This is a genomic window from Mycobacterium sp. NGS69 (assembly GCF_059812165.1).
On record NZ_JCALCD010000009.1, the window covers coordinates 93,974 to 117,711 of the forward strand.

At 69.4% G+C, this 23,738-nt stretch carries 20 protein-coding genes; 11 read left to right on the forward strand and 9 right to left on the reverse strand.

Annotation, left to right across the window (positions count from 1 at the left end; all coding sequences use genetic code 11):
* Positions 1-9: 9 nt before the first annotated feature.
* Complete coding sequence (gene mymT / locus AC5Y2S_RS24260; RefSeq protein ID WP_081665563.1) at positions 10-156, reverse strand: copper-binding metallothionein MymT; 147 nt, start codon at positions 154-156, stop codon at positions 10-12.
* Positions 157-243: 87 nt separating this feature from the next.
* Here mymT and AC5Y2S_RS24265 point away from each other — a divergent pair, with 87 nt between their 5' ends.
* Positions 244-921, forward strand: coding sequence for an O-methyltransferase (locus AC5Y2S_RS24265; RefSeq protein WP_499958852.1), 678 nt, complete (start codon positions 244-246; stop codon positions 919-921).
* On the opposite strand, the gene AC5Y2S_RS24270 is transcribed toward AC5Y2S_RS24265, so the two are convergent.
* Positions 908-1,891, reverse strand: coding sequence for a nitronate monooxygenase (locus tag AC5Y2S_RS24270; RefSeq protein ID WP_499958853.1), 984 nt, complete (start codon positions 1,889-1,891; stop codon positions 908-910). The genes AC5Y2S_RS24265 and AC5Y2S_RS24270 overlap by 14 nt on opposite strands.
* A gap of 115 nt (positions 1,892-2,006) precedes the next feature.
* Here AC5Y2S_RS24270 and AC5Y2S_RS24275 point away from each other — a divergent pair, with 115 nt between their 5' ends.
* Positions 2,007-2,447, forward strand: a complete 441-nt coding sequence (locus AC5Y2S_RS24275; protein WP_499958854.1) for an SPW repeat protein — start codon at positions 2,007-2,009, stop codon at positions 2,445-2,447.
* Here AC5Y2S_RS24275 and ilvD read toward each other — a convergent pair.
* Positions 2,444-4,135 carry a dihydroxy-acid dehydratase gene (ilvD, locus tag AC5Y2S_RS24280; protein ID WP_499958855.1) on the reverse strand — a complete coding sequence of 564 codons (1,692 nt, stop codon included), beginning with the start codon at positions 4,133-4,135 and terminating at the stop codon, positions 2,444-2,446. The two genes, AC5Y2S_RS24275 and ilvD, sit on opposite strands and share 4 nt — an antisense overlap.
* Before the next feature lie 75 nt (positions 4,136-4,210).
* On the opposite strand from ilvD, the gene ricR reads away from it, so the two are divergent.
* The 5 genes from ricR (at position 4,211) to AC5Y2S_RS24305 (ending at position 9,902) form a co-directional block, all read left to right on the forward strand.
* Entirely contained in the window at positions 4,211-4,501 is a 291-nt protein-coding gene (ricR, locus tag AC5Y2S_RS24285) for a copper-sensing transcriptional repressor RicR (protein WP_499958856.1), read from the forward strand.
* A 119-nt stretch (positions 4,502-4,620) separates the two neighbouring features.
* Positions 4,621-5,877: an MFS transporter gene (locus tag AC5Y2S_RS24290; RefSeq protein ID WP_499958857.1), complete on the forward strand. Its 1,257-nt coding sequence runs from the start codon at positions 4,621-4,623 to the stop codon at positions 5,875-5,877.
* Between the two features lie 118 nt (positions 5,878-5,995).
* On the forward strand, positions 5,996-6,982 hold the full coding sequence (locus tag AC5Y2S_RS24295) for a L,D-transpeptidase (RefSeq protein WP_499958859.1): 987 nt from the start codon (positions 5,996-5,998) through the stop codon (positions 6,980-6,982).
* 107 nt (positions 6,983-7,089) lie between these two features.
* Positions 7,090-7,677 (forward strand): TetR/AcrR family transcriptional regulator, encoded by a 588-nt coding sequence (locus AC5Y2S_RS24300; RefSeq protein ID WP_499958861.1) that lies wholly within the window; start codon positions 7,090-7,092, stop codon positions 7,675-7,677.
* Complete coding sequence (locus tag AC5Y2S_RS24305; protein ID WP_499958863.1) at positions 7,674-9,902, forward strand: molybdopterin-dependent oxidoreductase; 2,229 nt, start codon at positions 7,674-7,676, stop codon at positions 9,900-9,902. Before AC5Y2S_RS24300 ends, AC5Y2S_RS24305 begins: the two co-directional genes overlap by 4 nt.
* Here AC5Y2S_RS24305 and AC5Y2S_RS24310 read toward each other — a convergent pair.
* Positions 9,899-11,884 carry a M13 family metallopeptidase gene (locus tag AC5Y2S_RS24310; protein ID WP_499958864.1) on the reverse strand — a complete coding sequence of 662 codons (1,986 nt, stop codon included), beginning with the start codon at positions 11,882-11,884 and terminating at the stop codon, positions 9,899-9,901. The genes AC5Y2S_RS24305 and AC5Y2S_RS24310 overlap by 4 nt on opposite strands.
* A gap of 42 nt (positions 11,885-11,926) precedes the next feature.
* Between AC5Y2S_RS24310 and AC5Y2S_RS24315 the strand changes: the two genes are divergently transcribed.
* Both AC5Y2S_RS24315 and AC5Y2S_RS24320 read left to right on the forward strand, forming a co-directional pair.
* Positions 11,927-12,586 carry a hypothetical protein gene (locus AC5Y2S_RS24315; protein ID WP_499958865.1) on the forward strand — a complete coding sequence of 220 codons (660 nt, stop codon included), beginning with the start codon at positions 11,927-11,929 and terminating at the stop codon, positions 12,584-12,586.
* On the forward strand, positions 12,583-13,272 hold the full coding sequence (locus tag AC5Y2S_RS24320; protein ID WP_499958866.1) for a hypothetical protein: 690 nt from the start codon (positions 12,583-12,585) through the stop codon (positions 13,270-13,272). Before AC5Y2S_RS24315 ends, AC5Y2S_RS24320 begins: the two co-directional genes overlap by 4 nt.
* A 4-nt stretch (positions 13,273-13,276) precedes the next feature.
* Here the strand turns inward: AC5Y2S_RS24320 and AC5Y2S_RS24325 are convergent, their stop codons facing one another.
* Positions 13,277-13,798 carry an XRE family transcriptional regulator gene (locus AC5Y2S_RS24325; RefSeq protein WP_499958867.1) on the reverse strand — a complete coding sequence of 174 codons (522 nt, stop codon included), beginning with the start codon at positions 13,796-13,798 and terminating at the stop codon, positions 13,277-13,279.
* Positions 13,795-16,806, reverse strand: coding sequence for an MMPL family transporter (locus AC5Y2S_RS24330; RefSeq protein ID WP_499958868.1), 3,012 nt, complete (start codon positions 16,804-16,806; stop codon positions 13,795-13,797). The genes AC5Y2S_RS24325 and AC5Y2S_RS24330 overlap by 4 nt, the downstream gene beginning before the upstream one ends.
* Positions 16,807-17,129: 323 nt before the next feature.
* On the opposite strand from AC5Y2S_RS24330, the gene AC5Y2S_RS24335 reads away from it, so the two are divergent.
* Positions 17,130-17,639, forward strand: coding sequence for a hemophore (locus AC5Y2S_RS24335; RefSeq protein ID WP_499958869.1), 510 nt, complete (start codon positions 17,130-17,132; stop codon positions 17,637-17,639).
* Here AC5Y2S_RS24335 and AC5Y2S_RS24340 read toward each other — a convergent pair.
* Positions 17,636-18,808 (reverse strand): lysylphosphatidylglycerol synthase transmembrane domain-containing protein, encoded by a 1,173-nt coding sequence (locus tag AC5Y2S_RS24340; RefSeq protein WP_499958870.1) that lies wholly within the window; start codon positions 18,806-18,808, stop codon positions 17,636-17,638. The two genes, AC5Y2S_RS24335 and AC5Y2S_RS24340, sit on opposite strands and share 4 nt — an antisense overlap.
* A 146-nt stretch (positions 18,809-18,954) precedes the next feature.
* Here AC5Y2S_RS24340 and AC5Y2S_RS24345 point away from each other — a divergent pair, with 146 nt between their 5' ends.
* Positions 18,955-20,103 (forward strand): AI-2E family transporter, encoded by a 1,149-nt coding sequence (locus AC5Y2S_RS24345; protein ID WP_499958871.1) that lies wholly within the window; start codon positions 18,955-18,957, stop codon positions 20,101-20,103.
* An 11-nt stretch (positions 20,104-20,114) separates the two neighbouring features.
* Here AC5Y2S_RS24345 and mmpL3 read toward each other — a convergent pair whose 3' ends face one another.
* Positions 20,115-22,964 carry a trehalose monomycolate exporter MmpL3 gene (gene mmpL3, locus AC5Y2S_RS24350; RefSeq protein ID WP_499958872.1) on the reverse strand — a complete coding sequence of 950 codons (2,850 nt, stop codon included), beginning with the start codon at positions 22,962-22,964 and terminating at the stop codon, positions 20,115-20,117.
* Positions 22,965-23,013: 49 nt separating this feature from the next.
* Entirely contained in the window at positions 23,014-23,736 is a 723-nt protein-coding gene (locus tag AC5Y2S_RS24355) for an NYN domain-containing protein (protein ID WP_499958874.1), read from the reverse strand.
* Between the last annotated feature and the right edge of the window lie 2 nt (positions 23,737-23,738).

The window sequence follows — 23,738 nt, forward strand, 5'->3', positions numbered from 1 at the left end:
CGCTGCGGGCTACTCCACCGGCCTCAGCTCGTCGCCGCAGGTGCAGCGGTACGGCTCACCCGCGCCGGAGCAGTGGCAGGGAACCTCGATGCGAACGCGACATCCGCAGCCCTCGTGACCACAGCTCAGCAACGTTCCCGCGTCGTACTCGGCCATTTTCGATCGCCCTCCTGTGTTTCGTGGACACCGCCACTTTATACCCCCTATGGGTATCCGGTAAATACCCACGCCTAGCGTGGCGTCATGACCGAAAAACCGACCCCGCAAGACGTCGACGCATTCTTGGACAACACCGTGGTCGGCGAGGACCCGGCCCTGGCCGCGGCCCTCGAGGCCAGCGACGTGGCCGGGTTACCCCAGATCGCCGTGTCGGCTCAGCAGGGCAAGTTCCTGTGCCTGCTGGCCGGTGCCACCCAGGCGCACCGCGTCCTCGAGATCGGCACGCTGGGCGGCTTCAGCACCATTTGGCTGGCGCGTGGTACGGGCCCGCAGGGGCGGGTGGTGACGCTGGAATACGAGCCCAAGCACGCCGAGGTCGCGCGGGCCAACCTGCAGCGCGCCGGAGTGGCCGACCGCGTGGAGGTGATCGTGGGCGCCGCGCTCGACACGTTGCCGACGCTGACCGGTGGGCCCTTCGACCTGGTGTTCATCGACGCCGACAAGGAGAACTACGCCGCGTATCTCGAGTGGGCGGTGCGGCTGGCCCGCCCCGGTTCGGTCATCGTGCTGGACAACGTCATTCGCGAGGGCCGGATCCTCGATCCCGACTGCGACGACGAGCGGGTGCGGGCGACGCGGCGGACGCTGCAGCTGATGGGCGAGCACCCGCGGCTGGACACCGCGGTGATCCAGACGGTCGGGGCCAAGCACTGGGACGGCTTCGCGCTGGCCTTGGTGCGGCAGCCCGTCACCGCGGGGTGAGGTCGGCGACGGCCTGTGCCGCGGAGGTGAGTTCGCCGATGCGCAAGGCGGTTTCGCCGGCGTACAGGGCGGCGCCGTCCAGCCAGGAATCGGGCGTGCCGGCCACCGGCACCAGCGGGGTGAAGAACGGGCGGCCCGGCGACTGCAGCCGCATCAGCGCGCCCGCGTCGAAATAACCGAGCACCGACAGCGGGCGGCTGGCCGCGTTGAGGGCGGTGGGCAGGGCCTTGGCCTTCCCGTCCTCCCCGCACCAGCGGCGGGTCGCCGCGTTGGGCACGACACGGTGGCGCAGCGGCCAGCTCAGGCCGAACAGGTTGGTTTCAATGGTCTTGTCCGCGTTGATGACTCGCCGCTGGTATTCGCGGCTCGCGTTGGCCTCGTGCGTCAACAGGAACCGGGTGCCGGCGACGACCCCGCCGGCCCCGGCGTCCAGCGCGGCGCGCGTGTCGGCGGCGGTGGCGATGCCGCCGGCCAGGAACACCGGACGCTTCCCGGCCGCCCTCAGGGCCCGGGGCAGAAAATCCAGCGCGGGCATGGTTCCGACGAGGTGGCCGCCGGCCTCGCGTCCCTGGGCGATCAAACCGTCGGCGCCGCAGGCGATCGCGGTGCGTGCCTGCGCCTCGGTGCCGACCATCACGAACACGAAGATCCCCGCCTTGCGCAGGTGCTCGACGAGCCCCCGCTTCTCGCCGAACGCCAGCACGACGGCGTCCACGCGGGTGTCGACACAGACCGCGACGTGCTTGCGATGGACGAAGGGCAGCAACAGGTTTACCGCTACCGCGCGCCCGGGTGCCCGCTCGCGCACCTCATCGATCGACGCCCGCAGCTGGCGAGCGGTGGCGATGCCCAGGGTGCCGAGGCCCCCGGCCTTGGCGACCGCGGTGGCCAGCGCCGCCTGAGCTATGCCACCGCCCATTCCGGCCTGCGCCACCGGAACGTCGAGCCGCAGCCGGTCCGCGATGTCCATGACCCCGACGCTACGCGGTCTCTCGAATTGCGCGACGTCCGAGCGTAATCTTGACAGCGGATGGATGGGTGCAGCCAAGCTCAAAAGGCTTGCTGCATAACAGAAAGGTCACAAAATGAGTACGGTCCATTCATCAATCGATCACCACCCCGATTTATTGGCCCTGCGCGCGAATTACGAGCGCGTCGCCGAGTCGACGAGCGCGCATGTCACCTTCGGCCTGGCCCTGCTGACCGGCCTGTACGTGGCCGCCTCACCGTGGCTGGTGGGATTCAGCGGAACGGCATCGCTCGCCACGTCCGACCTGATCGTCGGGATCGCGGTGGCGTTCCTGGCCTACGGTTTCGCGACGGCCCTGGATCGCGCCCACGGCATGACGTGGACGCTGCCGGTGCTGGGCTTGTGGCTCGTCGTCGCGCCGTGGGTGCTGCCCGGCTTCACCGCGACCGGCGGCATGACCTGGTCGAATGTCGTTGCGGGCGCGTTGCTGACCCTCCTGGGCCTCAACGCCACCTACTTCGGCATGCGCACCCGCCAGGCGGCCACGCGGGCCTAGCCGCAGATTGCGCCACCCGACGCAGAGCCGACCAGCTTGACGTACTTGGCCAGCACGCCGGTCTTGTAGCGCGGCGGCGGGGGAGTGAAACCCTCACGACGAGAAGCGAATTCGGCTTCATCGCCCACGACGTCGAGTGTGGCGTTGGCGACGTCGAGGCGGATTCGGTCGCCGTCGCGCAGGAAGGCGATCGGTCCGCCGTCGACCGCCTCCGGGGCGATGTGCCCGACGCACAGGCCGGTGGTGCCGCCGGAGAATCGGCCGTCGGTCAGCAGCAGCACGTCCTTACCCAGCCCGGCGCCTTTGATCGCACCGGTGATGGCGAGCATTTCGCGCATCCCGGGCCCGCCCTTCGGGCCCTCGTAGCGGATCACCACGGCGTCACCGTTGGTGATGGTGCCGTCCTCGAGGGCGTTCAGCGCGGCGCGCTCGCCGTCGAAAACCCTTGCGGTGCCTTCGAACACGTTGGAGTCGAAGCCCGCGGACTTGACCACCGCGCCGTCGGGCGCCAAGGAGCCGCGCAGGATCGTGATCCCCCCGGTCGGGTGGATCGGGTTGTCGAGCGCCCGCAGCACCTTGCCGTCCGGATCAGGCGGGGCGATGGCCGAGAGGTTTTCGGCCATGGTCTGGCCGGTGACGGTCAGGCAGTCGCCGTGCAGCAGGCCCGCGTCCAGTAGCGCCTTCATGATCACGGGAACCCCGCCGATGTGGTCGACGTCGAACATCACATGGCGACCAAAAGGTTTGACGTCGGCCAGGTGCGGCACCTTCGACCCGATCCGGCTGAAGTCCTCGAGCGACAGCTCCACGTCGGCCTCGTGCGCGATGGCCAGCAGGTGCAGCACCGCGTTGGTGGAGCCGCCGAACGCCATCACCACCGCGATAGCGTTCTCGAACGCCTCCTTGGTGAGGATGTCGCGTGCGGTGATGCCGCGGCGCAGCAACTCGATGACGGCCTGGCCGCTGCGCCGGGCGAACCCGTCGCGGCGCCGGTCGGTGGCCGGGGGCGCCGCGCTGCCGGGCAGCGACATACCCAGCGCCTCGGCGGCGCTGGCCATGGTGTTGGCGGTGAACATGCCACCGCAGGCGCCCTCGCCCGGACAGATCGCGCGCTCGATCGCGTCGACGTCCTCGCGCGGCATCAACCCGCGCGCGCACGCCCCGACGGCCTCGAACGCGTCGATGATGGTGACCTCGCGCTCGCTGCCGTCGGAGAGCTTGGCCACGCCCGGCAAGATTGAGCCCGCGTAGAGAAACACCGCGGCCAGGTCCAGGCGGGCGGCGGCCATCAGCATGCCGGGCAGCGACTTGTCGCAGCCGGCCAATAGCACGGACCCATCCAAGCGCTCGGCCTGCATCACGGTCTCGACGCTGTCGGCGATCACCTCACGCGACACCAGCGAGAAGTGCATGCCCTCGTGGCCCATCGAGATGCCGTCGGACACCGAGATCGTGCCGAATTCGAGCGGGTAGCCGCCGGCCGAGAACACCCCCTCCTTGACCGCCTTGGCGAGCCGGTCCAGGGACAGGTTGCACGGTGTGATCTCGTTCCACGACGAGGCCACCCCGATCTGCGGCTTGGCGAAGTCGTCGTCTCCCATGCCTACCGCGCGCAGCATGCCACGAGAGGCGGCCTTCTCCAGACCGTCGGTGACTTCGCGACTGCGGGGTTTGATGTCAGGGGCCATCGTGCAAGTATGCGCGGCGCGACCAACCCAATATTTGCGGGCATACCCCGTCGGGGTACCAAGTAGCATGGATACATGACGACCGAGCACGGATACTCGCAGCAGAAGGACAACTACGCCAAGCGGCTGCGGCGCATCGAGGGCCAGGTGCGGGGCATCGCGCGCATGATCGAGGAAGACAAGTACTGCATCGACGTCCTCACCCAGATCAGCGCGGTCAACAGCGCATTGCGGTCGGTGGCGCTGAACCTGCTCGACGAGCACCTGAACCACTGCGTCACCAACGCAGTGGCCGAGGGCGGCGACGAGGCCGACATCAAGCTGGCCGAAGCCTCGGCCGCCATCGCGCGCCTGGTCCGTTCCTGATCGCTCTCGGTAGGCGTGTTGAACCGCTAACTCCGGGGAACCTATTGTTGCGGTGCGTACGGTAGGTGCAGCGTGATCTCGCCAAGCAGCCTTGCCCGGCCGATTGCGTACCCGATCCTATGACTGTCGAAGCCGCCACCACTGCCGCGCGAACGTGGACGCCACGGGTCGCCGCGCAGCTGTCGGTGCTGGCCGCCGCCGCCTTCACATACGTCACGGCGGAGATCCTGCCGGTGGGCGCGCTCTCGGCGATCGCGCGGAACCTGCAGGTCAGCGTCGTCCTGGTGGGAACCCTGCTGACCTGGTACGCGCTGGTGGCGGCCCTGTCGACGTTTCCGCTGGTGCGCTGGACGGCGCATTGGCCGCGCCGCCGGGCGCTGGTGGCCAGCCTCGTCTGCCTGACGGTCTCGCAGCTCATCTCGGCGCTGGCGCCCAACTTCGCCGTGCTGGCCGTCGGGCGGGTGCTGTGCGCGCTCACCCACGGGCTGCTGTGGTCGATCATCGCCCCGCTCGCCACCCGGCTGGTGCCGCCGAGCCATGCGGGACGCGCCACGATGTCGATCTACATCGGCACCAGCCTGGCGCTGGTGATCGGCAGCCCGCTCACGGCCGCCCTGAGCCTGATGTGGGGCTGGCGGCTGGCCGCGGTGTGCGTCACCGTCGCCGCGGCCGTCGTGACCCTGGCGGCCTGGCTGTTGCTGCCCGAGCTGGTGTTGTCCGCCGACCAGCTCAAGTGCGTGGGCCCGCGGGCGCGCCACCACCGCAACCGCGCCCTGATCGTCGTCAGCGTCATCACCATGGTCGGCGTCACCGGCCATTTCGTGTCGTACACCTACATCGTCGTGATCATCCGGGAGGTCGTCGGCGTGCGCGGACCGAACCTCGCCTGGGTGCTGGCCGCCTACGGCGCGGCCGGGGTGATCGCCGTGGGTCTGGTGGCGCGGCCCCTGGACCGCCGGCCCCGGGGCGCCGTGCTCGTCTGCATGGCGGGGTTGACCGCCGCGTTCGTGGTGTTGACCGCGCTCGCGTTCGGCGGCGGTCGCGCCGGCGCCCCCTATTCGGTCGCGCTGGTCGGAATCGGGGCGATCGTGTTGTGGGGCGCCATGGCCACCGCCGTCTCGCCGATGCTGCAGTCCGCCGCGATGCGCAATGGGGCCGACGACCCCGACGGCGCCTCGGGGTTGTATGTGACGGCCTTTCAGGTGGGCATCATGGCCGGCTCGCTGGCGGGGGGACTGCTCTACGAGCGCAGCGTCGCGCTGATGCTGACCGCCTCGGCCGGCCTGATGGGCGCCGCGCTGGCCGGGATGGCGGCCAATCGGCAGATGCTCGACCCCGCTCCAGCGCCCGCCCCGGCAAGCTCACGCAATTCATAGCTGCGCAGGTCAGCGGTGCCGACCGGGCCGCACACCGGTGCGCCGCCCGTCGCGGAACGGGTAGCCGGGGTGCGCGCTATGCCACACTATTTCGGAGTAGTCGACTGGAGGGATGCATATGTTCGCGGCTCTGAAGGCGGCCGGATTGGCTTCCGTGTTGAGCGGGGTCCTGGTGCTGAGCGCGGTGCCCGCGCTCGCCGATCCCGACCCGGCCCCGGGCGACCCGGGGACCGTGGCGGCGCCCGCGGACCCGCCCGCCGCTCCCGCGCCGCCGCCCGTCGCGGCGCCGCCGCCCGCCGACCCGCTCGCGCCGCCGCCGTTCCAGTTCCCCGGCGCCCTGCCCGCGGCCGCGGGTCCCGCCGCCGGGCAGAACCCGACGCCCTTCACGGGCACGGCGCCGTTCGGGCCGCCCTCGTTCGTCCCGAAGAACGGCTCGACGGTGGGCGTGGCCCAGCCGATCATCATCAACTTCCCCGGCCGGGTCGACGACGCGGGCGCGGCCATCGACGCGGTCCACGTGATGTCGACCCCGCCGGTGCCGGGCAAGTTCTACTGGATGACGCCGACGCAGCTGCGCTGGCGCCCGCTGAGCTTCTGGCCCGCCCACACCGACGTGACCGTCGACGCCGGCGGCACCGTGATGAGCTTCCACACCGGCGACACCCTGGTGGCCACGGCGGACGACTCCACGCACCAACTGACCGTCACCCGCAACGGCACCGTGGAGAAGACCATCCCGATGTCGATGGGCATGACGTCCGGCAACCACCAGACCCCCAACGGCACCTACTACGTGCAGGAGAAGATGCCCTCGGTGGTGATGGATTCCTCGACCTACGGGGTCCCGGTCAACTCGACGTACGGCTACAAGGTGACGGTCGAGCTGGCCGTCCGCTTCGACAACGTCGGCGACTTCGTGCACAGCGCGCCGTGGTCGGTGGACGACCAGGGCAAGCGCGACGTCAGCCACGGCTGCATCAACATCAGCCCGAGCAACGCGCGGTGGTTCTTCGACAACTTCGGGCCCGGCGATCCGATCATCGTGAAGAACTCCACCGGCGGCGACTACAAGAAGAACGACGGCTCCGCCGACTGGATGAACTAAACCCCACCAGACGCAAAATCGCCCATTCTTGCTCGGAATAGGGCGATTTTGTGTCTTCTCGCGCGGGTACTTTCGCGCGGCATCGGATTATGTATAGCATCATACATATGCGTAGCCCCCGCGAGCGGATGGTGGTTTCCGCCGCCCTGCTGATCAGGGAGCGCGGGGCGCACGCCACCGCCATCTCGGACGTTCTCGAGCACAGCGGCGCGCCGCGCGGGTCGGCCTATCACTACTTCCCGGGAGGGCGGACCCAGCTGCTCTGCGAGGCCGTCGACTACGCCGGCGAGCACGTGGCCGCCGTCATCGCCGAGGCCGGCGGCAGCCTCGAGCTGCTGGACACGCTGATCGAGAAGTACCGCCGCCAGCTGCTGGACAGCGACTTCCGCGCCGGCTGCCCCGTCGTCGCCGTCTCCGTCGAAGCCGGCGAGCAATCCGACCGCGACCGGATGGCGCCGGTGGTCGAGCGCGCGGCGGCGGTGTTCGACCGCTGGTCGGACCTGATCGCTGCGCGCGTCGTCGCCGACGGCGTGGCCCCGGACCGTGCCGGCGAATTCGCGGTGCTGGCGACGAGCGCGCTCGAGGGCGCGATCGTGCTGGCCCGGGTGCGGCGCGACCTGACACCCCTTGATGTCGTGCACCGGCAGCTGCATCGGCTGCTGGCGGCCGAGCTCTCCGAGAGGAATTCGCAATGACGACCACAGATTGGCAGCCCACCGCCTGCATCCTGTGTGAATGCAACTGCGGCATCGTGGTGCAGGTCGAGGATCGCAAACTGGCCCGCATCCGGGGTGACAAGGCGCATCCGGGAACGCAGGGCTACACCTGCAACAAGGCGCTGCGGCTGGACCACTACCAGAACAACCGCGCCCGCCTGACGTCGCCGATGCGCCGCCGCGCCGACGGAACCTTCGAGGAGATCGACTGGGACACCGCCGTTGTCGAGATCGCCGAGGGCTTCAAACACATCCGCGACACCTACGGCGGCGACAAGATCTTCTACTACGGCGGCGGCGGGCAGGGCAATCACCTGGGCGGGGCCTACAGCGGGGCGTTCCTGAAGGCGCTGGGCGCGCGCTACCGGTCAAATGCGTTGGCGCAGGAGAAGACCGGCGAAGCGTGGGTGGATGCGCACCTGTACGGCGGACACACGCGCGGCGAGTTCGAGCACGCCGAGGTGTCGGTGTTCGTCGGCAAGAACCCGTGGATGTCGCAGAGCTTCCCCCGGGCCCGGGTGGTGCTCAACGAGATCGCCAAGGATCCGGCCCGGTCGATGATCGTGATGGATCCCGTCCTCACCGACACCGCCAAGATGTCCGACTTCCATCTGCGGGTCCGGCCCGGGACCGACGCCTGGTGCCTGGCGGCGCTGGCCGCCGTCCTGGTTCAGGAAAACCTCTGCAACGAAGCGTTTCTCGCCGAGCACGTGCACGGCGCCGACGCCGTCCGCGCGGAGCTGCGCGCGGTCCCGGTCGGCGACTACGCGCAGCGCTGCGGCGTCGACGAGGAATTGCTGCGCGCGGCCGCGCGGCGTATCGGCAGCGCCGCCAGCGTCGCCGTGTTCGAAGACCTCGGCATCCAGCAGGCGCCGAACAGCACGCTGTGCTCCTACCTGAACAAGTTGCTGTGGATCCTCACCGGCAACTTCGCGAAAAAGGGTGGCCAGCATCTGCATTCGTCACTCGCACCGCTGTTCAGCACGGTCACGGGCCGCACGCCCGTCACCGGTGCGCCGATCATCGCAGGGCTGATCCCCAGCAACGCCGTGCCCGAGGAGATCCTGACCGACCACCCGGACCGGTTCCGGGCGATGATCGTCGAAAGCGCGAATCCCGCCCACTCGCTGGCCAATTCGGCGGCGTGCCGGGAGGCGTTCGGATCGCTGGAGCTGATGGTGGTCGTCGACGTCGCGATGACCGAGACGGCCAGGTTGGCCCACTACGTGCTCCCCGCGGCGTCACAGTTCGAGAAGCCGGAAGCCACGTTCTTCAACTTCGAATTCCCGCACAACGGTTTTCAGCTGCGCCGCCCGCTTCTCGAGCCGCTGCCGGGCACCCTGCCCGAACCGGAGATCTGGGCCCGGCTGGTACGCGCGCTCGGGGTGGTCGGCGACGCCGACCTGCGACCCCTGCGCGAGGCAGCGCAGCGGGGCCGCCAGGCCTACACCGAGGCATTCCTCACCGCGGTCGGCGGCAACCCGACCGTGGCGAAGCTGCTGCCCTACGTCCTGTACGAGACGCTGGGGCCCACGCTGCCGGCGGGCATGGCGGGGGCGGCCGCCCTGTGGGGGCTGGCCCAGAAGACCGCCATGACCTATCCGGACGCGGTCCGGCGGGCCGGCCATGCCGACGGCAACGCGCTGTTCGACGCGATCCTGGACAACCCGTCCGGGGTCACGTTCACCGCGCACAACTACGAGGATGACTTCGCGCTGATCGGCCACTCCGATCACAAGATCGCGCTGGAAATCCCCGAAATGCTGTTCGACCTAAGGGCTTTGGCCGCGACGTCGACCGAGCTGACCACGTCGGAGTTCCCCATCGTGCTGTCGGTGGGCGAGCGGCGCGCCTACACCGCCAACGACATCATCCGCGACCCGTCCTGGCGCAAACGCGACGCCGACGGGGCGCTGCGCGTCAGCGTCGAGGACGCCCAGGTGCTCGGGCTCGTCGACGGGGGCCGGGCGCGCGTCAGCACCGCGGCCGGCAGCGCCGAGGCGACCGTCGAAGTCACCGAGACCATGCTCGCCGGGCATGCCGCCCTGCCCAACGGTTTCGGTCTCGACTACCTCGACGAGGACGGGCGCACCGTCGTTCCCGGCGTCGCCCCGAACGCGCTCACCTCCACCGAATGGCGCGACCCCTACGCGGGCACACCGTGGCACAAGCACGTGCCGGCGCGCATCGAGGCGGTTGCCTAGTTCCAGATCCGGACCCGGCTCGCCGGGGCCAGGTACAGCGCGTCTCCCTCGGCCACGCCGAAGGCTTCGTAAAACGCGTCCATGTTGCGGACGACGCCGTTGCAACGGAACTCCGGCGGGGAATGCGGATCCACCGCGAGGCGCCGGATCGCTTCGGCGTCACGTGATTTGGTGCGCCACACCTGCGCCCAGCCGTAGAACACGCGCTGCACGCCGCTCAGGCCGTTGATGACCGGGGCGGCCTGGCCGTTCAGCGACAGCTGGTAGGCCAGCAGCGCGATGGACAACCCGCCCAGGTCGCCGATGTTCTCGCCGACCGTGAAGGCGCCGTTGACGTGGTGGCCGTCGCCGAGCGCCCGCGGCACGTACGCCTCGTACTGTTCGATCAGCGCGTTGGTGCGGGCGCCGAACTCGGTGCGGTCGTCGTCGGTCCACCAGTCGACCAGGTTGCCGTCGCCGTCGTACTTGGCGCCCTGGTCGTCGAAGCCGTGCCCGATCTCGTGGCCGATCACCGCGCCGATCCCGCCGTAGTTGGCGGCGTCGTCGGCCTCGGCGTCGAAGAACGGTGGTTGCAAAATGGCTGCGGGGAAGACGATTTCGTTCATCCCCGGGTTGTAATAGGCGTTGACGGTCTGCGGCGTCATGAACCACTCGTCACGGTCCACCGGGCCGCCGAGCTTGGCCAGCTCGCGGTCGTGGTTGACCGCGTACCCGCGCCGGTAGTTGCCGTACAGGTCGTCGCGGTCGATGACCAGCTTCGAGTAGTCGCGCCACTTCTCCGGGTAGCCGACCTTGGCGGTGAACTTCTCCAGCTTGGCCAGCGCCCGCTCGCGGGTCTGCGGCGTCATCCAGTCCAGCTCGCCGATGGACTGGCGGTACGCCGCCTTCAGGTTGTCCACCAGGGTGTCGATCCGGACCTTGGCGTCCGGCGGGAAATGCCGCTGCACGTAGAGCTTTCCGACGGCGTCACCCATCAGGCTCTCCACCAGGGCCACCGCGCGCTTCCAGCGTTCCCGGATCTGCTCGGTGCCGGTCAGCAGCCGGCCGTAGAAGTCGAAGTCCGCGGCGACCAGGTCATCGGTCAGCCAGGCGGCGCGGGCGCGGATCAAACGCCAACGCGCCCAGCGCTTCCAATCATCGAAATCTTCGCTGTCCCACAGTGCGGCGAACGCGGCCAGGTAATCCGGTTGCCGCACAACCACTTCCGCGAGCGCGTCGGGCGTGCCGCCCAGCGCGGTCACCCAGCCGTCCCAGTCGAAGCCGGCCGCGTCGGTCCGCAGCTCGGCGAACGTGCGCAGGTTGTACGTGAGGTCGGCGTCGCGGCGCTTGACCACGTCCCAGTGGGCGGCGGCGAGCTTGGCCTCCAGCGCCACGATCCGGGCCGCGGTGTCCGCGTGCGTTCCGGGGTCCCCGCCGTAGACGAGCCCGAACATCCGCGCGATGTGTCCCGGGTAGGCGGCCAGCACCTCGGCGTGCCGCTCCTCGCGGAAATAGGACTCGTCGGGCAGGCCGATGCCGGACTGGGCGAAGTGCACCAGGTAACGGGCCGAGTTCTTGGCGTCGGTGTCGACGTACATCGCCACGCCCCCGCCGACCCCGGTGCGCTGCAGGGCGCCGACCGCGGCGGCCAGGGCAGCGGTGTCGGCGCAGTCGTCGATGACGGCGAACTCGTCGAGCAGCGGCTGCACGCCCCGGCGCTCGACGGCGTCCTCGTCGAGGAAGCTGGCGTAGAGGTCACCGATGCGTTGCGGGTCGGTCCCCGTCGCGGCGCCCTGCTCGGCCGCCTCGGTGATCAGGTCGCGCACCTGCTCTTCGGCGCGGTCGTACAGCGCGCGGAACGCGCCGTCGGTCGCCCGGTCCGGCGGAATGTCGTAGTCGTCCAGCCAGCGGCCGTTGACGTGGCCGAAAAGGTCGTCTTGGGGGCGGGCGTTCGCGTCGACAAAGCTCAGGTCGACGCCCGATCGAATGGCCTCTACTGTCACCCCGCCATCCTTCCATCTTCTTTTGGATGCGACGATCGGCCCATGTCCGACCTGGAATCCGAAGCCGACGTGGAATCCGTAGCCGACGTCGAGTCGGAAGATGAGGCCGATTCCGACGACGAGGCCGAACCCGCGGGCGGGCGGATCTTCTCCACCTACGGCATCGCGTCGACGGTCCTCGGCGTGCTGGCGGTCGCCGCCGTCGTGCTCGGCTACGTCATCTGGTCCGCACACCGCGACGAGCTGGCGGAGCGCGTCTACCTGACCCGCGTCATGCAGACCGCCGCCGAGTGGACGGGCGTGCTGATCAACATGAACAGCGGAAACATCGACGCCAGCCTGCAAAAGCTGCACGACGGAACGGTCGGGGAACTCAACACCGACTTCGACGCGGCCGTGGACCCCTATCGGCAGGTCGTCCAGAAGCTGCAGTCGCAGAGCGCCGGTCGGATCGAGGCGGTGGCGATCGAGACGGTGCACCGCGACCTGGACACCCAGCCGGAGCGCCCAAGGCCGCCAAGAGAAATAGTGACGACCAAGCTGCCGCCGTTCGCCAGCCGGATGGACTCGGTGATGCTGGTCGCGACGTCGGTCAGCGAGAATGTCGGCGCCAAGCCGCAGGTCGTGCACTGGAACCTGCGGCTCGAGGTGGCCGACGTCGACGGCAAGCTGATGATCTCCGGGCTGAGTTCCATCCGATGAGAAACATCTGGCGGCTGCTGGCCTTCGACATCGCGGCCCCGCTGGCCGCGATCGCCGCGCTGTTGGCGATCGGGTTCGTCCTCGGCTGGCCGCTGTGGTGGGTGTCGGCGTGCTCGGTCTTGGTGCTGCTGATCGTCGAGGGGGTGGGGGTCAACTTCTGGCTGCTGCGCCGCGATTCGGTCAGCGTCGGCACTGACGACGATGCCCCGGGGCTGCGGCTGGCCGTCGTCTTCCTGTGCGCGGCCGCCCTGTGCGCGGCGGTGCTGACCGGGTACACGCACTGGACCAAGACGGACCGCAACTTCAAGAAGGACACCCGCGAGGTGGTTCAGGTCGCCACGGGCATGGCCGAGGCGATGGCCTCGTTCACCCCGAGCGCCCCAACCAGTTCCATCGACCGGGCCGCGGCGATGATGGTGCCGGACCAGGCGGACGCGTTTCGGGAGCAGTACCGGAAGTCGAGCGCGGAACTGGCCCAGCACAACGTGACGGCGCAGGCCGCGACGCTGTCGGCGGGGGTCGAGGCGCTGGGGCCGTCGGCGGCCAGCGTGGCGGTGATCCTGCGGGTCACCCAGAACGCCCCGGGCCAGCCGCCCAGTCAGGCCGCGCCCGCGCTGCGGGTCACGCTGGCCAAGAAGGGCGACACCTGGCTGGTGTCGAACGTGACGCCGATGAACGGCCGCTGACGCGTCAGTTGGATTCGGCCGACCGGCCGGACTTCACCTTGACGAACCGATCCGACAGCCGGCGCATCCGGATCATCAGCGCGGACGTGGGGCTGACGCTGCCGTCGAGGTAGCTGCCCAGGTCCTCGGGGGACACCCCGATGCGCGACGCGAATTCCTGTTCGCCCAGGCCCGACCGGTCAATCAGCAGCCGGATGTGCCGGGCGACCTCGGCGCGCTCGTTGGCCTCCAGGTGGGTGCGGGCCCGCTCCAGCACCTCCCACAGGGCCTTGGCGATGCCGTACGGCCGCGTGCCCTCGAGCACCTCTTCGACCTGGCGAGCGGTCCGTCCGTACGGGTCGCGTTTCAGCGCCGCGGCGATGCGCTTCCAGGTGGTGATGTCGCCGCCCTGCAGCGCCGAACGGACGGCGGACGTCGGCCAGAACTCGACGGGCTGATCGGAGTCGAAAGGGCCATTGGCCGTGCGCTGTTCGCCGCCGGGCCGCTCGGGCGGCGGTGCCGGGCGCCGTTCGGATGCCAACGTCACCTCGCCTCCTCTAACATCGCGACGGCCACCGACAGGCAGCGCTGCCTGACGTCGTCCCAGTCCGCTTTCGCGCCGGAATCCGACCATTCGTCGCTGATATCGGAGGGATGTGGGTCCGCGAGCCGGCGGACCAACTGGGTGGCCATCCATTCCCGCCTGGGTGTTTGACAACAGTAATACCTGTCCATCCCGGCCAGCACCACCGCGGCGGTCTCCGGTTCCACGTTGTCAACCATGTCTGCAAAGTCGGCGTAATCGCGGCTGCTGTTACGGCACATGATCAGGAAGCCCTTGAGGCGCAGCGCCTCCGCGCCGGTCGGGACGAGCAGGCGATCGCCCGTGGGCAGCTGCACGTGGGTGGTCTCCACCGGGCTGCGCCGTTCATAGGCCGCGGCGTTCGAGGCGTCGGTCTGAAGCGCGTCGATCGCGACGGACAGCCGGCCGCGCCACAGCGTGACCGGGTGAACGGGCCGGTCCCCGGCGATCGCGCGGGCGATGCCGTTGCGCGACGCCAGGCCGCCGACCAGCTTCTTGGTGGGCGAGTGACCGTTGCTGCCGTTCGTGGCCGGGCTCGCCCCGACCCCCGCGCCGCCGTCGTCGATGTCGACCTGGTGGGGGATCTGTCCGGGCCCGAGGCCGCGGCTGTCGGCGGCGACCGACGGCGTCGCCTTGCCGTTGCGCCCGCAACCGGTGAACGCGAGCGGGTCGGCCACACAGATGGCGTCGGGTGCCAGGTGCTTGAGCTTGGCCGCCGACTTGAGCACCATCCGCAGGTCGGCGCTGGGCGCGGCCAGCGCGGAGATGTCGTCGGGGATGACGACCACGTCACCGAGGTCGACCTGGGGCAGCGGCCGGTCGAAGTCGACCGACGGCAGCACGCGGCGCAGCAGCCGGGGCATCCACCAGTTCCACTGCGCGAACATCGCCATCAGCGCCGGGACGAGGACCAGGCGCACCACGGTGGCGTCGACCGCGATCGCGACGGCGCACGCCACCCCGATCTCGGCGACCAGCGGCATGCCGGCGAACGCGAACCCGATGAACACGGCGATCATGATCAGGGCGGCGCTGGTGATCGTGCGGGCGCTGGTGCTCACGCCGTAGGCGACCGCGTCGCGGGTGTTCCCGGAGTGCAGGAAGCGTTCCCGGATCCGGGTGAGCAGGAAGATTTCGTAGTCCATCGACAGCCCGAAGGTCATCGCCAGCACGAGCGGGGGCACCGTGCTGTCGATCGAGCTGATCTGGGTGAAGCCGAGGTCGCTCAACCAGCCCCACTGGAAGACCACGACGAGGCTGCCGTAGGCGGCGGCGACCGACAGCAGTGTCATCAGCACGCCCTTGAGCGCAAGGAAGATCGAGTGGATCGAGATCAACAGCATCACGAACGCGATCAGCGCGACGAATGCCAGCACCAGCGGCTCGGTCTGCGATACCCGGTCGTCGAAGTCCTTGATCAGCGCGGTCGGGCCGCCCACGTCCACACGCGCGGTCCCCGCGTCGGGGATCTTGGGTAGCTGCGCGCGCATCCAGCCGACGGTCTCGCGGGCCTTCATGTCCTCGGGATCGACCGACAGCACCGCCGACAGCAGCGCGCTGCCGTTGTCCTCGGCGAACTGCGGCGGCGACACCGAAACGATGTTGGGGGCCTGCGTCATTCGCTGACGGATCGCGGTGACCGTCTGGCTGTGCTCGGGCGACGCCGCGCCGCCGTCGGGAAACGTGACCAGCACCCGGATCGGGCCGAGCGCGCCGGGCCCGAGCGCCTGGGCGGCGGCGCCGACGCCGGCGCGAATCTCATGGGCGGAGTCGAACTGCCGCAGCAGGCTGTTGCCCAGCACCATCGACGCGGTCGGCACGGCCATGACGAGGAGCACCACCGCCGCGGCCACCGCCGACGCCCACGGCCGGCGCATCACCGCTGAAATCCACCGGATCCAGAACCGGGACTGGCTGCCCTCCGGCCGGCGCGACCAGTGCAGCAGGCGCGACCTCTTGGCGGCCGCCCGCCCGAAGGTGGCCAGCGCCGCCGGCGTCAAGGTAGCCGAGGTCAGCATCGCCACCGCCACGGCCAGGATCGCGCCGGTCGCCATCGACTTCAGCGCCGGGGTGTTGATGATGTAGATGCCGGTCAGCGAGGCGACGACGGTCATACCGGACAACACCACCGCCAGCCCCGAGGTGGCCATCGCGGCGTCGACGGCCTCGTCCGGCTGGCGCCCGGCGCGCAGTTCCTCGCGGAAACGCATGAGGATGAACAGCGAATAGTCCACGGCGAGCGCGATCCCGAACATCGACACCGTCGAGGTCACGAACACCGACATGGTGGTGTAGGCCGACAGGAAGTAGACCAGACCCATGGTGACGACGACCGTGCAGACGCCGAGGGCGAGCGGGATCGTCGCGGCGGCCAGCGAACCGAACACAGCCAGCAAGACGACCAGAATGATCGGCAGGTTCCACTTTTCGGCGGCCGCGATGTCGTGCTTGGTGTTCGCGGCGGCGGCGGCGGACAGGGCGCCCTGCCCGATCACGTAAAGCCGCACCCGGCCGTCCGCCGTCTGGCCGGACTGGTCGCCCTTGATGCCGACCTTCTGGCGCAGCTGCTTGGCGAGGTCGCTGGTGCCGGCGTTGCGGGCGTCCATCCGCAGCGAGATCACGTACGGCCGGTCGGGCTGCGGCGGCCGCTGGGTGGGGTTGGGGACCTCGGTGACGCCGGGGAACTCGCCGGCGATCTGCCTCAGCTGTGCGACGGCGTCGTTGATGTCGGAGTAGCTGGCGTCCGGGCGGGGGGCCGCCACCAGCGCCAGCGAGGACGCCCCCTGGTCGTGATAAAGATCCTCGAGCTGGTCGTGCACGGCCAGCGACTGCGAGCCGGCCACCTCGAAACCGCCGCCGGTGAGGTTTCCCGACTGCGTCATCGCCATGTACACCGCCGGCACCAATGCCAGCAACCAGCCTGTGAAGACCAACCAGCGGTACTTACGCAGGCTGCGGCTGAGGCGCATCATGAACTGCTGGATTTCTTCACTCCCCGGGTTCTCACGCAATGCGTGCAGGCGAGAATACCGCAGCAGCCTGTGGATTATGTCGGCTTATCTGCATCCTGAGCTGCAACGACACGGATGTTGCCAAGACGCCGCCCAGTCGTTGTGCACCGGTGACCAAGCGGGATGTGGATCACACGAACTAGCAGCGGCGGTGTGGGGATGGCAGGATGTCCGATGGCCGCGCGGGGGAGCGGGGAACCCCGTCACGAAGAGCCAGTCACGCCAACCGTTTTGCGATGCGCCTGCGACGCCGCGCACCCTCGCAAACTTTCAAGGAGCGATCCATGACGACAGCCACCGCAACCGGGCGCCGCAGAATCTTCGCCGGGCTGCTGGCCCTCACGGTGCCGGGCGCCGCCGTCGCCGTCCTCGCCGGGCCGCCGGCGACGGGCGCCAACGACCCGTGCGCGGCCAGCGAGATCGCCAGGACCATCGGCTCGGTCTCCAAGTCGATGGGCGACTACCTGGACTCGCATCCCGAAACCAACCAGACGATGACCTCGATGCTGCAGCAGCAGGCCGGCCCGCAGTCGTTGACGGGGCTCAAGTCCTACTTCGAAGCCAACCCGAAGGTCGCCGGCGACATGACGTCGATCGCGTCGCCGTTGACCAGCCTGTCGACGCAGTGCAAGTTGCCGATCTCCATCCCGCAGGCGATGGGGATGATGCAGCAGGCGCAGGGCGCGGCGGGCGGGCTGCCCGCGCTGGCAGGCGGCGGCACGCCGGCCGCCTCCCCGGCCGGCGGCGTGCCGGCCCCGACGCTGCCCGGCGTGACGATCGGTGGCGCGCGCTAACCGTCGATTTCCTGGCTGGGCTCGGGCGGCGGCAGCGGACCCTGCAGGGCGGTTTCGGTCGGGTCGGTGGTCGGGTCGCCGTCGCGCACGACGGCCAGCGGGCCGGTGATCGGGTCGTCATCGTCGGAGTCGGCGACGTTTTCGGTGCGAAAGACGAAGAAGAACACCACCCAGCCGATAGCGGCGATCAGCAACCAGCTGATCAGCCGGTAGAGCAGCATCGCCGAGATCGCGCTCGGCAATGACATCCCGCTGGAGACCAGGCCGGGCACCAGCACCGCCTCGACCACCAGCAGTCCGCCCGGCATCAGCGGAATCGTGCCGACCGCGCGGGCGGCGGCGTACGCGACCGTCAGCCCGGCGACCGACGCGTGATCGCCGGCGGCGTACGCCGCGAAGCCGAGGCAGGCGACGTCGGCGATCCAGTTGAACATCGACCAGCTGAACGCCACACCCAGGTCGCGGCGGCCCAGGCTCACCGACTCGAGCTGCATCAGGGTCTCGCGCCATTTGTCCAGGCCGGTGTCGGCCGGCCTGCCGCGCAGCGAATTGACCCACGACAGCACCCGGCTGCCGATGCCCTCGATCAGGTCCGGGCGCGACGCCACCGCCTGGGCCAACAGCAGCAACGCGACGAAGCCGCCGAGCGTGAACAGCAGCGAGAACGGGTTGTTCTTGGCCCCCAGGAAGAAGGCGCCGCCCAGGCCGAGCAGCGCCAGCCCCACCGCCTGCAGCACGCCCGACATCACCAACTGCCACGAGGCCACCACCGTCGACGCGCCCCAGAGCCGCTGCTGGCGGAACAGGAACGTCGCCGACAGCACCGGCCCGCCGGGCAGCGTCGTGCTCAGCGAGTTGGCGGCATAGAACGCGGCCTCCGACCGCAGCTGCTTGACGTGCACGCCCGCCGATTTCAGCAGGGTGCGCTGGATCTGGGCGAAGCTGTGCATCGACGCGGCCGCCGCCACCACCGACGCGATCAGCCACCACCAGTTGGCCTCGTAGAGGCTCATCCAGGCTTTCGCCAACTGGCGCCAGCCGAGCGCGATCTCGACAGCAAGCACGATCGCGACGATCCCTAGGACCACCCAGCGCACCCACCAGTACCTGCCGCGCGGGGTCTCTTCGCGCGTCAGGTCCAGCTTGCGGGCGGGTGCGTCGTGCGACACGTGCTTTAGGGTAACCGCGCAGGTGGCGCGGCCAGCGAGGCGAAGCTCCGACTGTGTCGGGGTCGTAACCGGATCGTGCCGGGTCGGGCCACGCGGGGGAGGCGCAACGGCCGGTCGCGGCCGCCGCCGCCAGATAGGCTGGCCTGATGCCGGCAAACACCGACGACGCCTTGGAGGCTGGGTCCGTCGAACCTCTGGTCCGAAAGGCCGCGGCCTGGGCGTGGCGTTTGCTGGTCATCCTGGCCGCGGCGGTCGCCCTGCTCTGGGTCGTGCAGAAGCTGGAAGTCGTCGTCGTTCCGGTGTTGCTGGCGCTGATGGTCAGCGCTTTGCTGGTGCCGGCCGTCGACTGGATCGACCGGCGTGGCCTGCCGCGCGGGGCGGCCGTGGCGTTGGTCATGCTGGGCGGGTTCGCGGTTTTCGGCGGCATCCTGACGTTCGTCATCGTCCAGTTCGTCTACGGTCTGCCCGACCTGACGGAGCAGATCAGCCGCAGCATCGACTCCAGCCGCCGCTGGCTGATGGAGGGCCCGCTGCACCTGCGCGGCGAACAGATATCCAACGCGGGCAACGCCGCGATCCAGGCGCTGCACAACAACCAGTCCAAGCTGACCAGCGGCGCGCTCTCCACCGCGGCCACCATCACCGAGCTGGTGACAGCCGCCGTGCTGACGCTGTTCACGCTGATCTTCTTCCTCTACGGCGGCCGCAACATCTGGCAGTACGTCACGAAGATCTTCCCGGCGGGCGCCCGGGAGCGGGTGCGGGCGGCGGGCTTCGCCGGATACGTGTCGCTGATCGGCTACGTGCGCGCCACCTTCCTGGTCGCCCTGACCGACGCCGCGGGAGTCGGCACCGGGTTGGCGATCATGGGCATCCCGCTGGCGCTGCCGCTGTCCTCAATCGTGTTTCTCGGCGCCTTCATTCCGCTGATCGGTGCGCTGGTCTCGGGACTGCTGGCGGTCGTGGTCGCGCTGCTGGCCAAGGGGCTCGTCTACGCGCTGATCACCTTCGGTTTGCTGATCGCGGTGAACCAGCTCGAGGCGCATTTGCTGCAGCCGCTGGTGATGGGGCGTGCGGTCTCCATTCACCCGCTGGCGGTGGTGCTGGCCATCTCCACCGGCGGCGTGCTCGCCGGGATCGTCGGGGCCCTGCTCGCCGTGCCGACGGTCGCGTTCCTCAACAACGCGATCCAGGTGCTGCTCGCGCCGGACCCGTCCGCGAAGGCGGAAAAGCAGACCGAGGAGACCGACGAGGCCGGGGTCGTCGTCCAGGCGGAACCGGACGAGCCGGACTGACCCGTCGGGCGCTACAACCGTCCCTCGCGGCGCAGCAGATCCTGCGCGCTGACGCCCCCGCCGGCGCCCCGGCGACGCCGGTCGCCGTTCTCGCCTTGCCCGCGGGCGTTGAGTTTCTCGGTGGCCGCGTCGGAGTCGTTGGCGTCCGAACCCATGACCGGCAGGGCGGCGGTGGGGTCGGCCGGGTCGTACTCACCGGAGCTGTTGGGCGGCACCGGAATGGCCCGGGTCTGACCGCTCGACGGTGTCGGGGGCGCCGGCGGCCGCGGCGACACCGGCGGCTTGGGGGCCGCGTTCGGAGGCACCGTGAGGCGCGCGGTCTTCGCTTCCGTCGGCTGGGCCTGCAGGCGCGTGGTGCTCCCGGCGGACGGCGTGCTCGCGCCGGCCGCCAGTTCCCGGGCGGGCCGGGGTTCGAGCTGGTCCGGGTGGCCCGCCCGCGACGGCTCCAGCGAGCCGGGGTGGGTGGGGTCGTGCGGTGCGCGCGATGCCCCGGCGGCCAGGCTGGCCGCCGCGACGGGGGGCCGGGCGGGCCGGCCGTTGAGGGTGGGGCGCTTGCGCTCGTCGGGCAGGTCGATCTCGCCCAGTCCCATCTTGTTCTGCAGGCGCCGGGCCCAGCGCGGGGCCCACCAGCAGTCGTCGCCGAGCAACTTCATCACCGACGGCACCAGGAACATGCGGACCACGGTGGCGTCCAGCAACAGCGCCGCCATCAGGCCGAACGCCAGGTACTTCATCAGCACCAGATCGGAGAAGACGAACGACGCGGCGACGACGGCGAGGACCAGGGCGGCGGCCGTGATCAAGCGTCCGGTGGTCGCGGTGCCGATCCGGATCGCCTCCGCGGTGGACATGCCGCGTTCGCGCGCCTCGACCATTCGGGACACCAGGAACACCTCGTAGTCGGTGGCCAGGCCGAAGCCCACCGCGACCACGAGCGCGATCAGCACCACCATCAGCGGTGTCGGCGTGAAGTTCAGCAACGTCGAGAAGTGCCCATCGACGAAGATCCAGGTCAGGATGCCCAGCGTGGACCCGAGCGTCAGCGCGCTCATCACCACCGCCTTGATCGGCAACACCACCGATCCGAACGCCAGGAACATCAGCAAGGTGGTGGCGCCGAGCAACAGGACCAGCATCAGCGGCGCCTTGTCGAACAGGCTGTGGATGCTGTCCTGCTCCAGCGCGGGCGTGCCGCCGACCAGCAGGGTGAGGCCCTTCGGCGGATTTATGGCCCGCAGCTCGTCGATCTTCTTGGCGGCGTCATTGCGGTTGGACAGGCCGTTCTGAATGACGCGCACCGAGTCGTTTTTGGGCTGCGTCGCGCCGTTCGGGCCGTTGACGCAGGGGTTGCCCGCGATGGCCGGGCACGGTCGCTCCTCCCAGGATTTGTCCGTGAACCCGGTGATCGGCGCGATCCTGTTGCGGATGTCGGCCACCTGCTGATCCGTGACCTTGCTGCCGTTGTTGCTCTTGATCACCACGGTCAGTTGCTCGGTGCGGTAGCCGGGGAAGAGCTTGTCGAAGTGCTCCTGCGCCAGGCGCACGGAGTTGTTGGGCGGCAGGTACTTCTCGCTCATGCCCCCGAACGACAGGTTGCCGAGCGGGATGACCAGCAGGATCATGCCGACGGCGATCGGGATGGCGAACGCCAGCGGCCGCTTCATCACGAAGTTGACCAGTTTGCCCCAGAAGCCGGCCTCGACCTCTTCGCGGGTCTTGGTCTTCTGCAGCCGGTCGGCCAGCCAGTTGAGGTAGGCGCGCGACACCTTCCAGTTCCGCAGGAACGGAACGCGGAACGCGGTCCGCACGCCCAGCGCGTCGACGTGGCGGCCCAGGATGCCCAGGCAGGCCGGCAGCAGCGTGATCGACAGCAGCGCCGCGAGGCCGACGGCCGCGAAGATCGCGTAGACCAGCGAATGCACGAAGCCCTGCGGCAACACGAGCAGGCTGGCGCTCGAGGCGATGATCAGCACCGCGGAGAAGGTGACGGTGCGACCTGCCGTCATGACGGTGCGTCGCACGGCGGCCTCGGTGTCGTAGCCCTCGGCGATCTCTTCCCGGAACCGGCTCACCACGAAAAGCCCGTAGTCGATGGCGATGCCGAGGCCGATCAGCGAGACCACCGGCTGCGCGAAATAGTGCACCGGCCCGAACATGGCGACGAACCGCAGGATGCCCAGGGCGCCCGCGATGCTCAGCCCGCCCACGATGACCGGCAGGCCGGCGGCGATCGCGCCGCCGAACACCAGGAACAGCACCACCGTCACCAACGGCAGCGCGAGCACCTCCATGCGGCGCTGGTCGGTGGCGATGGTGCCGGTCAGGGCGTTGGCAATCGGCTCCAGGCCCGCGAGTTGGACGGTCCCGCCGTCGAGCTTCTGCAGGTCCGGCGCGATGGTCTTGTAGTTGTTGAGGATGGAGTCGTCGTCGTCGCCCTTCAGCGGGATCGACACGAACGTGTGCTTCTTGTCCTCGGTCGCCATCCCCTTGATCAGCGGGGGCGCGTCGGCGGGATTGGCCACCGCCAGCCAGCCCGCCCACCCGACGACCTGGTCGGGGTGGTCGTTCTTGAACTTGTTCAGCTCGTCGACGATTTTCTGCCGCCACGCCGGATCCTCGACGGTCTTGCCGTCGGGAGCGGTGAAGGTGGCGACGACGTGGCTGGTGCGGTCGCGGCCGTAGGTCTGGTCACCCAGGACCGACGCCTTGACGGACTGGCTGCCGTCGTCGTAAAAGCCGCTCTGTGTAACGTGTTTGCCCAGGCTCATGCCGAAAATGCCGCCGCCGAGGCACAGAGCCACCATGACCCCGATGACGATGTACCGGTATCGGTACACAGTTCGTCCCCACCAGGCGAACACGTAAGCTCCTTACTGGATCTCTAGCGACCCACGCATTGGTTTCCCAGTCTCACACACGCGTGGTCAACAGGGCGGACAGCGGCCGGAACGGCTGCAGCCATGCTCCATGGTCAGGCAGCGAATCCAGGCCGATCCGCGGCAACGGCTCCCGGAACACACCCGCAATGTCTTCCAGGTCGACGAAGTCCAAGGTATCCGACGCTAACGCCCAACTGGCGTGTTCGCGAAATCCGATCACCTGGACGGGAACCCCGGTCCGCGCGATTTCTTCCAGCGGTTGACGGAATGCCTGACCGTCGGCGGACGCCACCACCAGCGCCGCGAGCCCTTCCGAATGCCGCTGCGCGATGTGGGCCAGCATGTCGCGGTCCACGTCGCTGTCCTCGTCGATCTTCGGCTTGGCGAAGACCGCGAACCCCACGTTTCGCAACGCGTCCACCCACGGCCGCACGACGTCGGCGCTGCCCGGGGCGATGTTGGTGAAAACGGTGGCCTCGGGCTCGATGACGACGCCGGGGCGGCCCGAGCTGACCTCCGCGGTTCGCGCCAACAGCCAGCGACCCAGGGCGTCGAAGCGGGGACGCTCCAGGGCCGTGGGGCGCCGCCCCAAGATGGAGCCCAGGCCCATGTCGAGGTTGGGAGCGTCCCAGACGAGCAGCACGCGCCCGGCCGGCGGTTGGAAGCTGCTCAGGCCCTCGGCCGACAGAACCGCCGGTGCTTCCAGCGGTTCCGGTGCCGCTTCCGCTGCTGTCGCCTCTTCGGTCAGGCTCATAT